The following is a 15,043-nucleotide window of genomic DNA, read 5'->3' as shown; positions in this document are numbered from 1 at the left end:
ACTCCTGAAATAGAAATCAAAATGAAAGCACAAGTTAACGAAATTAAAGAGGGTTTACAACATTTTCACGGTTCGGAAACCATATTTCAAATCGCATTATTAAGAACCCGATACACAAACGGACTGAAATATTTGGCGGAAGGTTCCGAATGTTTTTGGCTCATTACGGACACTTCCGTAATCGCAAAAAGTCTGATGAACCGAAGCGAGTTCAAAACCATAGACTTTAAAAGGTTGCCCGAGGAAAGACAGGATTTTACGGGCTACGAAGCCGAGATAACCTACACCGATGGGAACGACAACGTTTTGGAAAAACACGGCTATCGGGCGAACGATTTTCCGCTCGATGAACTGCGGTTGTTTTTTGTAAACGATACGCTGATGCTGCCAAGCGAATATTAAATTTTGAAGCTATGGTATATCTAAATTTTACAGACTTGAGCGAGGAAGCTCAAAACCGAATCTTGGAAGATTCTAAAAAGGACGTAGAACGTAAATTTGGCGATAGTATTCGCAAATACGTGAGAGAAAATTACACTTGTTTTGAAACGATGATAGAGGAAGAAGCATTACGAAATTTGTATTCCTACACCTTCGTATTCAACATATGATTTTCTGAACTTAATGATGAAGCACCTCTAATTTTTAGGGGTGTTTTTGAGGTTTGACCCTTCCAAATCAAATAAAAAACGTATCTTTATTTCGCTGAAATTCAGCATTCAATTTTAAGTATTGTTATCCATTTTTCACTTTCGCCGATAACCGTACACATCGAAAAATAACATATCGGAAATCCATTTTCCCAAAATGGCAATTGGCTTTTTAGCCAGATTGTACGAAATTTTTGTCCCGCTGGGCGGGACGAAAAGGAGTAGCAAGAGGGTAACACGCGATGCGATGTTAAGCACTCCTATTTCTAGTTAATCAATTGATTTATAAGTATTTAAAAATAAGTTGATTATTTAGATTTCTACAATTTGCGACAAATCCCCCGTAAGCGCCCAATTTTAGGGAAGGATTTGCGACAAATCGGCGAATTATGGACTCATTTATTGGCATTCGGTTCAAAAAGGAAACGGCGAAACGTTTCCAGCAATTTTCACGAACACACTTTAAATCGCTCACCGAGGCAATGGCCACGATGCTCGATTTTTTCTTCTACAACGAGATATCCCCACGGGAGAAACTGGGCCCGACCGGGAGGACAATCGAGGCCAATTTAAAGAAACGGATCAATGCCGTAATCGCCATAATGAGAGATATGGAAAAGACCCAGACCAAACCCACCGTGGCGATGATCGAATCCCTTTTTCAGACCGAAGAACCCAAAAAGAAACCCCTGATTTTAGAGAAGAAATTTGTGGAAGAAAAGCCGAAAGTAAAATTTCAAGAAAAACAAAACCACAACAACGAACTGTAAATTTTTGAGCTATGTATATCACGATCACACCTCAAAAACTGGGCGGGAACTATTCCCAAAGTTCGGCCGATTTTGTGGGCTATCTGGAAAAGGAAAACTAAGGTCTGGAGCAGGAAGAAATGGAACACTTTTTCAATCAATATGGCGATGAATTTTCAGCGGAAGAAGTGGTAAAAGATATTGATGGAAATGGTGCAAAATTAAAAAAGAAAGAACCGAAATTCTATTCGATTACGGTCAGTCCGTCGAAGTATGAATTGAACCGGTTACAGAACAGCAGCGAAGACTTAAAAAAATACACCCGTGAGTTGATGAAAGATTATTTGCAATCGTTCAACCGGGAAATTAATGGCCGACCGGTAACCATCGATGATATAAAATACTATGCAAAAATTGAGCATCAACGAACCTTTAAGGGTTTAGTATATTTTTTATCACTCCAAATTCATTACTGGAAATCAAAAATTAATTACACTATCCAATGCATCGTCAGCATCTTTATGAATAAAGTTAGCTTGATAGTTTATGGTGGTAGTAATATAAGAGTGCCGATATAGTTTTTGAAGCATTATATTTAAATGAGTGGCTACTAGCCTAAAAAATTGCCATGATAAACTTTGTTATTTATACAATCAATTTTAGTCATAGTTTGTTATATATTATTAGTGTCTTTGCAGGAATTAATTTTTATGTTTTTATTAAAATTTGAGTAACTAATCAGTATCTAATATAGTTGTTTTTGGCATGACAAAAAGACCTTGAAAAATTTTTGCTTCATGCCATAGTCGGCAAGAATATTAGTTCAATATTTTTGCTTTTGTACTTTCATGGTGTGAATATCGAAGCACTTATAAGGCATCTTGAAGCATTGGAGAAAAAAGTGGAATCCCTTGAAAAGGAGAATACTTTTCTAAAGGATCGCCTGGCTAAATATGAAAATACCAAGAACAGCCGTAACAGTTCTATACCACCTTCTAAGGATGAGAACCGACCTCTAAAGAATCAAAGCTTGCGAGTCCCTACTGGTAAAAAGCCGGGTGGACAAAAGGGGAGACAGGGCAATGCCCTTGAAATGATAAGCTTTACGGATGTGGTTATTGAGTTACAACCGGAGTATTGCAATGTCTGTGGTGCATCCTTGCAGGATAGGTCCCCTATCAAAGAAAACTCCAGGCAAATAATAGATCTCCCACCCATAAAAGCAGTCTATACAGAATACCGGACATTCAGCAAAATATGCGGTTGTGGATGTCAAACTACTTCGGGCTTTCCACAACGCGTGAATGCCCCTATAAGTTATGGAGAAAATATCGAAGCACTTATTGCTTATTTCCATGCTCGCCAACACTTGCCCTTTGCCAGGATGAAAGTAACTTTCAACAATGTTTTTGGAGTCAATATTAGCGAAGGGGGCATCCATTATCTACTCGGGAAGTTTGCCCAAAAAACCACTCCGATGTACCAAATCATAAAACAACGGGTGCAGCAAAGCCCGGAAGTAGGCACGGATGAGACCGGGGTCAAGGTCAATGGCAAGAAGCATTGGTTCTGGACCTGGCAAACCTCCAAACTTACTTTTATTGCTCATTCAGATAACAGAGGGGGCCAAACTATCGACAGGGAATTCCTCTTGGGATTTCCCCAAAGCACTTTGGTACACGATGGATGGAAAGCACAGCTTAAAACCGCTTCCTAAAACCATCAAAGCTGTTTGGCGCATTTGAGCCGTACGCTGAACTACCTTAACCAGCGGTATCCTAAGAATAAATGGAGCAAAGATTTTAAAAAACTTCTTGCACGGTTCCTAAAACTTAAAAACAAATTGGACCTTCAAAACCGGGAACATCAAATTGAAAGAACCTCCATTGTAAAGCACCTGACTTACTGGAACGGCCTCCTGATAAAAAACATAAAGAGCTTTACACTTTTTACAAAAGAATGCGCAAAGAAAGGCATAGCCTCTTTACCTTTCTCTACTTCAAAAACGTGCCGCCAGATAATAACGCCTCGGAGCGGGCCATACGCAATGTAAAGGTCAAACAAAAAATATCATGACAGTTCAAAAAAGAACAAGCAGCACAGAATTTTGCTAAAATAAGATCGGTAATAGATACAACCATTAAAAGTGGGGCAAATGTCTTAAATAGTCTTATTTTTATAGCAGAATTAGGTACAGAAGTACAAACTGATTAGTTACAAAAAAAAGATTCTAATTTTATAACACCGTAACCTAAAATTATGCGTATTCAAAAATATGTACATTCTTGCATTTTAATTTCTGAAGGTGATAAAAAGTTGCTTTTCGATCCGGGAAAGTTCACCTTTCAGGACAAGCTGGTAGCTCCTGAAACCTTTAAAGATGTAGATTTTATAATTTTAACCCATGATCATCTCGATCATATAGATATTGATGCGTTAACCCTAATCTCCAAATTATCGGGAGCCGATATTTATGGGAATTCAGAAGTGACGGAGGCATTAAGCGCCCAAGGTCTAAAAGTTCATCTGTTTGAAGAAGGACAGAAAATCCTGGGTTCCTTTAAAGTGGATGCTTTAGTTACACCCCATCAGGAAATATTATCTGAAAAATGTCCTAAAAATACCGCTTACCTAATTAATGATAAAATTTTAAATCCCGGCGATTCCTTCAGCAACAAGCTCCTTAAGTTTAAAGGTATCCATTGCTTGATTTTACCCGTGATGGCTCCTTTTTTAACTGAACTGGATGTTTATCATTTTGCGTTAAAAATGAAGCCCGAAATTATATTTCCGGTCCACGATGGATTTGCCAAACCTTATTTTTTAAAGCAACGCTATAATACTTATCTCCCTTATTTTAAAGATGAAGGGATCCAATTTCTGACTTTATATGAAATTGGCGATGGGATTTCTTTCTAAGATTTCAAAAATAATTATTGCGAAGATGCTTTTTCTGCAATAAATATTACTTTTGTTTATAATGTTCGATTACAAACTTCAGGTATTTTATTCGGTAGCTACCCGTTTAAGCTTTTCGAAAGCTGCGGAAGAACTTCATATTACCCAGCCGGCGGTTACTAAACACATCAAAAACATTGAACTTCATTTTAAACAACGCTTATTTGAACGAAAAGGTAACAGCATAAACCTTACTCCGGCTGGGATAACCCTTTTGCAGCACACCAAAACGATTTTTGGCCAATATAAGGCGCTGCAGTTCGACATGAACGCGCTTATAGATCAAACGGAAGGTGTTTTAAGAATAGCCGCCAGCACTACGGTAGCGCAATATGTGCTTCCGGAAGCTCTTGCTAAATTTCATAAAAAATTCCCCAAGGTAAGTTTAACCTTACTAAATGCCAATACCGAAAATGTGGAAAAGGCGATCTTGACCGACACGGTAGAATTGGGATTTATTGAAGGCTATTCCAAAAATCGGGAAATTGCCTATCATCCATTTTTAAAAGATGAAATTGTATTGGTAGTGGCCAATGGTCATTCCTTGTTTAACACGCCTGCTATGAGTGTAAAAGAATTGGTTGATAAGCCTTTAGTGTTAAGGGAAGAAGGATCCGGAAGTTTGGAGATTATCCTGGAAGCACTGCAAAAACAAAGCGTAAGCTTGCAAGATTTAACTATCGAAATGCGCCTGGGTAGTTCCGAAAGCATTAAAACTTATTTAAGCGATAAGTATAGCATGGCTTTTTTGAGCGTTAATACCATTTTAAAAGAACTAAAATCGGGAGAACTGGGAATTATCGATATACAGGATTTTTCGATAGAGCGGCCTTTTCATTTTATCTTTAAGCAAGGCCATCAGTCGGCATTATCTACCTTGTTTCTAAATTTCCTGCAAAACCATTATAACACTAAGTTATAATAGATAACTTTTTATCATTTGCGTTCCCTCTAAATCCCGGCTACATTTACATCGGATTAAGCATTAATGTATTGTTTTTATGCCTTAAAATGTAACTCTATGAATTTTAAAAAAATCAGTCTTTTTGGAAAAGACTTTACCGGTTCAAAAATAGCTTTCCTTCTTATAGCTTCCCTATGCTTAACTCCACTCATTTCGCCACCTATTGCCCTGGCGATAGGATTGGTGGTTGCTCAATTAATAGGAAACCCCTTTAGCAGCCTGAGCCATAAAGCCGTAAATTGGTTATTGAAAGTTGCTGTAGTGGGATTGGGTTTTGGAATGAGTGTATCGAGCGCCCTACAAGCCGGGAAGGAAGGTTTTTTATTTACGGTCGCATCGATTAGCCTTACGTTAACTTTGGGCTTACTTTTAGGAAAGTTGTTCGGCATCGATAAAAAAATATCCAAACTTATTTCGTCTGGAACGGCAATTTGTGGGGGAAGTGCCATCGCGGCCATTTCTCCTATAATAAAAGCCGATGCCAAGCAAATTTCTGTATCTATGGGAATTGTGTTTTTACTGAATTCTATCGCGCTGTTTATCTTTCCTTCTATTGGGCATTACCTGCACCTTACGCAACACCAGTTTGGAATTTGGTGTGCTATTGCTATTCATGATACAAGTTCGGTAGTAGGTGCTGCAGATGTGTATGGCCCAAAGGCCCTGCAAATTGCCACTACCGTGAAACTGGCAAGGGCTTTATGGATTTTACCGGTATCCTTGCTTTTTGCGGTATTTTCTAAAGGAAGCACCAAAAAGATAAAAGTGCCCTATTTTATTGGGTTGTTTATATTGGCAATCGCTATAAACACCTATGTGCCTGCGGTTCAGCATGTTTCAGGTTATATAGTGCAAGGCGCAAAGATGGCCTTAACCCTAACCCTTTTTCTAATTGGTACCAGTCTTACCGCTAAGTCGTTGAAAGTTGTAGGTTTAAAACCACTTTTACAAGCTGTTATTATATGGGGTTTTATTTCGATAGGCTCTTTAATGGTGATATTGCATACTATAAATTAAAACGGCAAGCATTTTTATTAATGATTCCGTAACCTTAACACAAAAATAATTATGAAATTTTTAAAACTAAAAATGTCAGTAAAGATCTGGGCATTAGTATTGGTCTTATTTAACCTTAGTTGTAATACTTCGGTTAAGAAAGATGTTAATAAAAAAGAGGAATCTTCTTCGAAAAGTGAATTGTTACAACCCAAAATAAAATATTCTCCCAAGGATGGAATAATTCGAATTTACGGCGCCGGCGGTCCACAAACGGCCATAATTCGAGCTGCTAAGGTCTTTGAAAAGGAAACCGGGAATAAAGTTGTGGTTAAATTTGGTCCCGAATCTAAATGGACGGCCGAAGCTCAGGCTGATGCAGACATTATTTGGGGTACTGCGGAACAATCTATGACGGCATTTTTACAGACCTATACCGAGTTTAAAAGTGAAAATGTGGAGCCCATTTACCTCCGTCCTGCGGCAATTGCAGTTCAAAAGGGAAATCCTAAGCATATTAGAGGGATTAAGGATCTTTTAAAACCAGGAATGCGGATTGTGGTGGTAGAAGGGGCTGGAGTTTATAACACTTCTGGAACCGGGGTCTGGGAAGATGTCGTGGGCCGAACTGGGAATTTAGAAGATTTGAAGGAATTTCGTAAAAACATTATCAATTATGCTATGGGAAGCGGTGCCGGGTTTAAAGCTTTTAAAGAAGAAAATGCCGATGCCTGGATTACTTGGAATTATTGGGTAATCACACATCCAGAGCAGGCCGATTTAGTAGAGATCGAACCAGATAGGGCTATTTATAGAGATCTTACCGTGGTAACGAATAATAAAGCAGATGCTGAAGCTAAAGAGTTTATAAAATTTCTAAAAAGTCCACCTGCGGAAGAAATTTTTAAATCTGAAGGCTGGATCCATTAAACGATTTTAATACCAATTCTATATATCCATTAAATTATTTATATCATGAAAACCTGTGTAAATTTATCAACGATACTGCTTTTTTTGCTGGCACATTCGGTGTTTGCACAAAACGCGAAAGATTACGAACATCGTTACGATGCCCCCTGGGAGACTTCCCCGCTTGCAGGGACTGTATTTACAGGATATGGGATCGATAATGCGCCAGATTTTCATGGCGATGTAAATAACCCCGATCTTGTGGTTTTCTTTGCGGGTAATCAATATATGGCCGTTCCGGAGCTTCTGGAAGCTTTCAGAAAAAAGTATCCTAAATACAGCCGGGTATTTGCCGAAACAATCCCTCCCGGAATAGAAGGGCAACAACTGGAAAGCGGAAACCTTATTTTGGGGAATATGCGGATAAGCCTTAAACCAGATATTGTTACCGCCGGAAAAGGAAAAATTGAACAAGGGGAAAAAGAAGGCAGGTTTATAAAAACCCTGGCTTACGCAAAAAATAAATTAGCCATTATGGTTGCGAAAGACAATCCTAAAAATATTAAAAGCTTATACGACCTGGGTAGAGCCGACGTAAAAATAAGCATGCCCAACCCAGAATGGGAAGGTATCGCCACCCGAATTATTAAAGCTTATGAAAATGCGGGCGGAAATGATCTTAAAACCCATATAATGAACGAGAAGTTAAGTAAAAATACCACTTATCTTACCACGATCCATCATCGCCAAACTCCCTTAAGGATTATGTACGGGGAGTCTGATGCCGGCCCGGTTTGGTATAGTGAAGCCTATTATCAATCTTCACTTACCAACCATCCAATAGATATGGTTGCGATTCCAGATGCTATTAATGTAGAAGCCACATATATGGCGGGTCAATTAAAAACAGCTCCCCATCCGGAAGCGGCCAGTGCATTTATGGAATTTTTAACTTCGCAGGAAGCAGTGCAGATTTATAAAAAATACGGATTTAGTTCTGTAAATTAAGGCTTTTAAATTAATTAGTATAACCCACGCATAATATGAAAATTAAAAACTTATTGCTCGTTTTTTTCCTTACAATTCTAACCTTAAATTTTGCTGCGGCACAAGAATGGCAAACTCCCGTTATCGACGGTTACGGAAAGGTGAAATACTTTAAAGATGCGGGAATTCAACCCGAGAAAGATAAGGAGTATAAAATCCTTTATCATTTAACTTCAAAAAATGAAAAGGAAGGGGTAAATGCCGGTCTGTGGCATATTGCGCGACAGGTAAATTTATTTGGAGTAACCGGGGTGCCTTCACAAAATGTTAAAATAGTTGCTGTAATTAGCGGCCCCGATACCGATATTGTAATGTCTGATGATGCCTATATGAAAAGGTACCAAAAGAAAAATCCCAACCTCGATTTAATGAAAAAGTTAACTGATTACGGGGTAAAAATCGAAGTTTGCGGGCAGGCAGCTGCCGAACACAATATAGACCCTTATTCAGAATTAAATAAATATACTGATTTCACCCTTTCTGCGCTTATAGATATTCCTACCTATCAAATGCAGGGCTATGTAATAATGTTCTAAAAACGAAGCAATTTTTCCTGAATACCCACTTTTGGCCTCTCAAGCTCAATAATTCGAGCTCAATCCCGGATTTTATAATCTCCAGGTATTTAATTCGGGAAGAGGGAATTAAACCACTCATGAAATAATTATGGAAGATTTAAAATCGGTCGTTAAAGCCATTACCTATTTGTTTGGTACCTGTACAGCATTAATAATTGTATTATTTGCCGGCGCTTACCTTTATAATTCGAATCCCTCGTTGTTTGCACAAAAACCAACTATCGCCACAGTTTGGAAACCTAAAGATGTGGAGGCCGAATTCAGTTCGGGGAATATGCCGAATAATGTAAAATACGGGTATCAACTTATCTCCGAAACCCCAAAATATATGGGGCCCATGGCAAAAGACACTTCTATGAAGTATGCCGGCAATAATCTGGCATGTATGAACTGCCATTTAAAGGCTGGTACACAGGCAGGATCTGCTTCCTGGATTGGGGTGACTAACAGATATCCGAAATTTAGCGGTCGTTCCAATAAAATGAGTACAATAGAAAACAGGATAAACGGCTGCATGGAACGTAGTATGAATGGTAAAAAACTTCCAACCGGTTCCCGTGCTATGAAAGCTATAGTAGCCTATATGGAATGGTTAGGAAAAGATATGCCCAAGGAAAAAGAAAAGGAATATAAAGGATATGCAGAAATCAGCCTTCCGGATACTGCCGTAAACCTGGCGGAGGGAAAATCGCTATTTGCAAAGGAATGCATGGTCTGCCATGGGCAAAATGGAGAGGGGGTAAAACTGACCGATAGCACCAAAGGCTATCAATATCCACCATTGTGGGGGGCCGACAGCTATAATAACGGGGCCGGAATGCACCGGGTTATAACTTCGGCAGAATTTATTAAAGGAAATATGCCTTTCGGACAGGCTACCTGGAACCATCCAAAATTAACCGATTTAGAGGCCTATAATTTGGCAGGTTACATCAATAGCTTTAGCCGACCTCTAAAAGAAAACACCCAGTCAGACTATCCCGATAAAAAGCAAAAACCAGTTTCTACTCCTTACGGGCCCTGGACAGATCCATTCCCACCTTCTCAACACGCCTTGGGGCCTTTTCCGCCAATTATTAAATATTATAAGGAAAGATACCAGCTGGTAAAAACAAAATGAAAAAATTTTATATTTTTTAAGGCCTTTTCAATGAAGGTTTAGGAACGAAAAAACAGCATAAAGAGAAATACTAACATACTCATTATTGCGGTAAGCAGAAAGGTAAGCGATGCCCCGTAAAATGTCCATAACAAACCGTCTCATCACAATGGGTACAATGAAAATGGATGTGCAGATCTTGGTCAATTTCACAATTGTACCCTACTTCACAAAGTGCATATTTTGGTATTCTCGTTCCATCGTGTATTTGATGTACGATTCCGCTCGTTTCAAAAGTCATAATGGTGCGGGATAATGTTGCGCGATCAGCCTTTACAAAGGCATTTTCGATCTCGGTCAGGGCAACGGCCCTATCGAATAGTAGATCAAACTTTTGGTGGCGAGCCTCTTCATAATCCCCATTTATAACCCATTCCATAAATGCTTTTTATATAATCTTCACAACCGGCACGGGAAAGCTTTTTTTTCAAATTATTGATGTGTGCGTAGACAAAATCGTGGTTGTCCAGCATATCGGCCATATCCCCGGATAAATGTTCGGCGATCGACCCTTTTGAGATGAATCTGCTTTCATTGCCGATGAGGAAGAGCAAAAGGCGATATTCTTTTTTAGTGATTTTTATGGGTTTTTTATTAACGGATACCGACTTGGCCATAAGGTCTATCTGCAATTCATTGAACTGAATAATATTTGTATTCTCAAAATTTTTCCTGCGCATCAACGAATAAATACGTGCATTAAGTTCCGAAAGATGAAAAGGTTTGGACAGATAATCATCCGCCCCAAGCTGTAGGCCTTTGATCTTGTCTTCGACCCTGTCCTTGGCGGAAATAATGATGACGCCATCCTTTTTATTTTCCCTCTTGAAGGCTTCAAGGAGCTCAAGGCCATTCCCTCCCGGCAACATAAGGTCCAAAAGGATACAGTGATACCTGTAATCAAATAGTCTGGAAAGGCTTTAGTCCCAGCAGTCTATTTTATTTTTTAAAAAATAAAAATCCATTTTGACCAGGAATACTGTTGAACAATCAGCAGGTCTGGACTAATTTTATCCGTTTCAGAAATTGGAAATAAAATAGGGGATTTGTAAATAATAATCTTAATTTTGCACACTTAACATACAAAGGCGATGGAGTTCGCCAAAACCGCCCAAAAAGCTAATGACTCCTGCTCAATTTAATCTAAAACGATTATGGGTAGGATTTTTTTATTGGTGGGCGCAGGGGGTTTTTTGGGCAGTATTGCAAGGTATCTCATTGCAATATGGCTGACCAAACACTTCCCATCCGCGTTTCCTTATGGAACATTTGCCGCAAATATTTTGGGCTGTCTGTTGATCGGGCTGGTATTTGGCCTTGGGCAACGCTTTGAATGGCTCACGCCGGAAGTACGCCTTTTCCTTGCCACCGGTTTTTGCGGGGGCTTCACCACTTTTTCCTCCTTTACTTTAGAAAACACAATTTTACTTCAGAATTCCAACTACCTCACTTTTGCCATCTACGCAATAAGTAGTTTCACGCTTGGCTTATTAGCTGTATTTGGGGGAATAACTTTAACAAAAATATGAATATGAAAAACTTTAATCCTTGGCACCACGTGCCCATCGGAAACGGACAACCTGAAATGGTTCAGGCAATTATTGAAATCCCCAAGGGGAGTAAGGCTAAATATGAACTGGATAAAGAAACTGGGATGCTCCGCCTGGACCGGGTGCTGTTTTCGTCGGTAAACTATCCCGAAAATTATGGGTTTATCCCCCAGACTTTGGGGGAAGACCACGACCCGCTTGATATTTTGGTGCTTTCGCAAATCGATGTGCAACCGCTCTGTATTTTGGAGGCCAAAGTAATCGGGGTAATGCGGATGATCGATAATGACGAAGCCGACGATAAAATAATCGCGGTCGCGAAAAATGATATGAGCGTAAACCATATCAACGATGTTTCAGAACTGCCCAAACACTTTGCCCTGGAGCTCAAAAACTTTTTTGAGGATTACAAAAAGCTGGAAAATAAAACCGTCCGGGTGGAAGAATTTCAAAATGCGGCAATGGCGAAAGAAATTATTCAACAAGCAATCACCGATTATCAACAAGAATTTAAAAACTAAAATTATGAAAATTCAAAAACTCATTGCAAGGGAAGTTTTGGACTCCCGTGGAAATCCAACTGTGGAAGCAGAAATTACTTTAGAAAAAGGATTTTTTGGCCGTGCCATCTGCCCTTCCGTTGCAAGTACTGGGGAAAAGGAAGCTGTTGAACTCCGGGACGGGGGCAAAACGCGATACAATAGCAAAGGGGTATTAAAGGCGGTAAACAACATTAACCAAATTATCGCACCGGCCCTTTCCAATAAGGTGTTCGATAACCAACAGGAGTTGGACAATTTTCTAATGGAACTGGACGGCACCTCCAACAAATCAAATCTTGGCGCCAATGCCATACTGCCCATTTCTATGGCATTTGCCAGAGCGGCAGCAGCATTTTCGAAAGAGCCTTTATACCGTTATTTGAATACCGATGGAAAATTCACAATGCCGGTGCCCTGTATGAACGTGATAAATGGCGGGGCTCACGCCGATAACAATGTGGATTTTCAGGAATTTATGATTGCCCCCCATAACGCCCCCGCTTTTTATGAAGCTATCCGAATGGGAGAAGAAACTTTCCACGCCTTGAAAAGTATCCTGAAAAATAAAAATTACTTTACCGGGGTTGGCGATGAAGGCGGGTTTGCACCTAATTTAAAATCAAACGAAGAAGCGATTGAAGTAATTCTTGAAGCTATTGAAAAAGCAGGCTATAAACCGGGCACCGATATTTCCATTTGCCTAGATCCCGCAGCGAGCGAACTATGGCAGGAAGGGAACTATGTTTTATTTAAAAGCACTCAAAAAAAATATTCAAGCAACCAGCTCATTGATCTTTGGAAAAGCTGGGTAGATCAATATCCCATTATTTCGTTGGAAGATGGAATGGCGGAAAACGACTGGGAAGGATGGCAGACCCTGACAAATGAACTGGGGAGCAAGATCGAATTGATCGGGGATGATCTGCTGTGTACCAACAAAAGACTTTTACAGGAAGCCATTGATAAAAACGCCTGTAATTCCATTCTCATCAAGTTGAACCAAATAGGTACAGTTACCGAAACCTTGGAAACAATAGCATTGGCAAAGAAGAACAAATACAGTTTTTTCATTTCCCATCGAAGCGGGGAGACCGAGGATACTTTTATCGCAGATTTGGCCGTGGCAACGGCAGCCGGAAAAATAAAAACGGGAAGCGGTAGCCGTGGCGAGCGCATTGCCAAGTTCAATCAACTCATCAGGATAGAACAGGAATTGGGCAAAGAAGCTGTGTTTACGGGGATAAAAGCCTTTAAAAATAATTAATTAGGCCGTATGAATCTGAAAAAAATTAAAGAATCTTTAGCCTCAATAGAACAAATACCCTCCCTTCTATATCTTTTAAAGTGGATCTTGATCTGCTTGTTAATAGGTGCCATTGCCGGAAGTATTTCTGCGTTTTTTCTTTTAAGCCTGGAATGGGCAACTGCCTGGCGGGAATCCCATTTATGGATTATTGCCTTATTGCCCGTAGGTGGTTTTATAATTGGTCTTTCTTATCATCTATATGGAAATAGTGTCGTTAAGGGCAATAATTTATTATTGGAGGAATTTCACTCCCCAAAAAAGATCATTCCTTTCCGGATGGCACCTTTAGTGCTGTTCGGAACTGTTCTCACCCATTTCTTCGGGGGGTCAGCTGGTCGTGAAGGGACGGCAGTTCAGGTAGGTGGCGCAGTGGCCGACAGGTTTACGAAGCTGTTCAAACTTTCAAGACGAAACCGTAAAATTATGTTGATTGCCGGGATAAGTGCCGGTTTTGCTTCGGTGTTTGGAACACCCTTGGCCGGGGGAATCTTTGCCCTTGAAGTTTTGGTATTGGGGCGTATAAGATTGGATGCTATTATCCCAAGTTTTATGGCGGCTGTTTTTGCTGATTATTTTTGCAGGATTTGGGGCGTTTCCCATACCCAATATCATATAACCGAAGTAGCTAATATGAACCCGGCAAATTTGTTATGGGCATTATTGGCAGGGATTATTTTTGGCCTGGTAGGGATGCTGTTTTCCAAATCGACCCATTTCTGGAGCGATTTGTTTAAAAAATACATCAATTATCCGCCTTTACGACCGGTAATTGGTGGGGTTATTTTGGCAATCGCTATCTATTTTATGGGAACCACCAAATATATAGGGCTTGGCATTCCAACTATTGTCGATTCTTTTAATATTCATCTCAATTCTTATGATTTTTTATTAAAAGTTTTGTTCACCTCGTTTACCCTTGGCGCAGGCTTTAAGGGAGGTGAAGTAACCCCTTTGTTCTATATCGGGGCTACATTGGGCAACGTTTTGATTTGGTTTATTCCTTTGCCAATGGGTTTGTTGGCGGGTATGGGATTTGTGGCCGTTTTTGCCGGGGCAACCAATACGCCCATTGCCTGTACGGTAATGGGAATAGAACTTTTCGGAATAGAATCAGGTGTCTTTATAGCGTTAGCTTGTAGTACTGCTTATTTATTCTCCGGCCATTCCGGGGTTTATTCCTCCCAAATTATAGGAAGCCCAAAGCATCCGGTTTATACCCGCGAAAAAGGTCTTCAATTAGCTGAAATTAAACATAGACGAAATAAAAACAATAATAAATGAAAAACCACATAACCATCAGGATTTACTTTGAATACGGTCAAAAAATAAAAAACCTTTCTTTTTGGAACAGATTGAAGGCCGGCGATTTTGCTTCAGAATTGATAAAAAAAGCCAAAGCTTTTGATTTAGATCAGGCGTTGAATTTTAACGTGAGCAAAGGGTATTTTGAAAAAGGAAAAATTCACTGGGGAATTAGTGAAACAAGGCATTATAAGCATCCGCACGTGGTAGAACTCACTGATACAGAAGAAAAAATCAATGAATTTTTACAACATCAAAAGCTATTGCTTGAGGAAACAAAAATCGTAGTGGTAAAAAGTGAAATTGAATTGAAAAAATAAAGAATTGAATAGG

At 39.6% G+C, this 15,043-nt stretch carries 15 protein-coding genes, 4 pseudogenes and 1 riboswitch; of the genes and pseudogenes, 17 read left to right on the top strand and 2 right to left on the bottom strand.

Annotated features, from left to right (window positions below; genetic code table 11):
- Nucleotides 1-21 precede the first annotated feature (21 nt).
- The 12 genes and pseudogenes from BLT84_RS12180 (at nt 22) to BLT84_RS12120 (ending at nt 9,971) form a co-directional block, all read left to right on the top strand.
- A complete protein-coding gene (locus tag BLT84_RS12180; protein ID WP_091266126.1) occupies nt 22-402 on the top strand; it encodes a DUF6876 family protein in 381 nt (126 codons plus the stop codon).
- Between the two features lie 11 nt (nt 403-413).
- Nucleotides 414-611, top strand: coding sequence for a hypothetical protein (locus BLT84_RS12175; protein ID WP_091266123.1), 198 nt, complete (start codon nt 414-416; stop codon nt 609-611).
- 428 nt (nt 612-1,039) lie between these two features.
- Nucleotides 1,040-1,420, top strand: a complete 381-nt coding sequence (locus tag BLT84_RS12170) for a BfmA/BtgA family mobilization protein (protein WP_091266112.1) — start codon at nt 1,040-1,042, stop codon at nt 1,418-1,420.
- An 11-nt stretch (nt 1,421-1,431) separates the two neighbouring features.
- A pseudogene (gene mobB, locus BLT84_RS12165) lies at nt 1,432-1,839 on the top strand (MobB family relaxase); the annotation flags it as partial.
- Nucleotides 1,840-2,309: 470 nt separating this feature from the next.
- Nucleotides 2,310-3,613 (top strand): annotated as a pseudogene (gene tnpC / locus BLT84_RS16245) (IS66 family transposase); the annotation flags it as partial.
- Nucleotides 3,614-3,658: 45 nt separating this feature from the next.
- Nucleotides 3,659-4,318: an MBL fold metallo-hydrolase gene (locus BLT84_RS12150; RefSeq protein ID WP_091266105.1), complete on the top strand. Its 660-nt coding sequence runs from the start codon at nt 3,659-3,661 to the stop codon at nt 4,316-4,318.
- Between the two features lie 61 nt (nt 4,319-4,379).
- On the top strand, nt 4,380-5,279 hold the full coding sequence (locus BLT84_RS12145; protein ID WP_091266101.1) for a LysR family transcriptional regulator: 900 nt from the start codon (nt 4,380-4,382) through the stop codon (nt 5,277-5,279).
- A gap of 99 nt (nt 5,280-5,378) precedes the next feature.
- A complete protein-coding gene (locus BLT84_RS12140) occupies nt 5,379-6,338 on the top strand; it encodes a YeiH family protein (RefSeq protein WP_073100011.1) in 960 nt (319 codons plus the stop codon).
- 51 nt (nt 6,339-6,389) lie between these two features.
- The gene (locus BLT84_RS12135) at nt 6,390-7,247 is read left to right on the top strand and encodes an extracellular solute-binding protein (protein ID WP_197676593.1); all 858 of its coding nucleotides are present in this window, start codon (nt 6,390-6,392) and stop codon (nt 7,245-7,247) included.
- 45 nt (nt 7,248-7,292) lie between these two features.
- Nucleotides 7,293-8,234 (top strand): molybdate ABC transporter substrate-binding protein, encoded by a 942-nt coding sequence (locus BLT84_RS12130; RefSeq protein ID WP_073100013.1) that lies wholly within the window; start codon nt 7,293-7,295, stop codon nt 8,232-8,234.
- A 35-nt stretch (nt 8,235-8,269) separates the two neighbouring features.
- The gene (locus BLT84_RS12125; RefSeq protein WP_083557958.1) at nt 8,270-8,809 is read left to right on the top strand and encodes a DsrE family protein; all 540 of its coding nucleotides are present in this window, start codon (nt 8,270-8,272) and stop codon (nt 8,807-8,809) included.
- Between the two features lie 241 nt (nt 8,810-9,050).
- The gene (locus BLT84_RS12120) at nt 9,051-9,971 is read left to right on the top strand and encodes a c-type cytochrome (RefSeq protein ID WP_231929314.1); all 921 of its coding nucleotides are present in this window, start codon (nt 9,051-9,053) and stop codon (nt 9,969-9,971) included.
- A 100-nt stretch (nt 9,972-10,071) separates the two neighbouring features.
- Here the strand turns inward: BLT84_RS12120 and BLT84_RS16240 are convergent.
- Both BLT84_RS16240 and BLT84_RS16380 read right to left on the bottom strand, forming a co-directional pair.
- Nucleotides 10,072-10,320: pseudogene (locus BLT84_RS16240) on the bottom strand (transcriptional repressor); the annotation flags it as partial.
- A 40-nt stretch (nt 10,321-10,360) separates the two neighbouring features.
- Nucleotides 10,361-10,897, bottom strand: a pseudogene (locus BLT84_RS16380) (response regulator transcription factor); the annotation flags it as partial.
- 191 nt (nt 10,898-11,088) lie between these two features.
- A riboswitch (Fluoride riboswitch) is annotated at nt 11,089-11,149 on the top strand.
- Between the two features lie 15 nt (nt 11,150-11,164).
- On the opposite strand from BLT84_RS16380, the gene crcB reads away from it, so the two are divergent.
- Genes crcB through BLT84_RS12085 form a run of 5 tightly spaced genes read left to right on the top strand, consistent with a single transcriptional unit; the run spans nt 11,165 to nt 15,030 of the window.
- A complete protein-coding gene (crcB, locus tag BLT84_RS12105; protein WP_073100016.1) occupies nt 11,165-11,539 on the top strand; it encodes a fluoride efflux transporter CrcB in 375 nt (124 codons plus the stop codon).
- A 2-nt stretch (nt 11,540-11,541) separates the two neighbouring features.
- Nucleotides 11,542-12,081, top strand: a complete 540-nt coding sequence (locus BLT84_RS12100; protein ID WP_073100017.1) for an inorganic diphosphatase — start codon at nt 11,542-11,544, stop codon at nt 12,079-12,081.
- A gap of 1 nt (nt 12,082) precedes the next feature.
- On the top strand, nt 12,083-13,366 hold the full coding sequence (eno, locus tag BLT84_RS12095) for a phosphopyruvate hydratase (RefSeq protein WP_231929546.1): 1,284 nt from the start codon (nt 12,083-12,085) through the stop codon (nt 13,364-13,366).
- A 9-nt stretch (nt 13,367-13,375) separates the two neighbouring features.
- Complete coding sequence (locus tag BLT84_RS12090; protein WP_073100019.1) at nt 13,376-14,689, top strand: voltage-gated chloride channel family protein; 1,314 nt, start codon at nt 13,376-13,378, stop codon at nt 14,687-14,689.
- Complete coding sequence (locus BLT84_RS12085) at nt 14,686-15,030, top strand: DUF190 domain-containing protein (protein WP_008612696.1); 345 nt, start codon at nt 14,686-14,688, stop codon at nt 15,028-15,030. Before BLT84_RS12090 ends, BLT84_RS12085 begins: the two co-directional genes overlap by 4 nt.
- The last annotated feature ends 13 nt before the right edge of the window (nt 15,031-15,043 follow it).

The sequence above is a fragment of the Gillisia sp. Hel1_33_143 genome, assembly GCF_900104765.1.
Lineage (GTDB): Bacteria > Bacteroidota > Bacteroidia > Flavobacteriales > Flavobacteriaceae > Gillisia.
The sequence above is the reverse complement of the archived record's forward strand: the minus strand, read 5'-3'. Positions and strand labels throughout refer to the sequence as shown.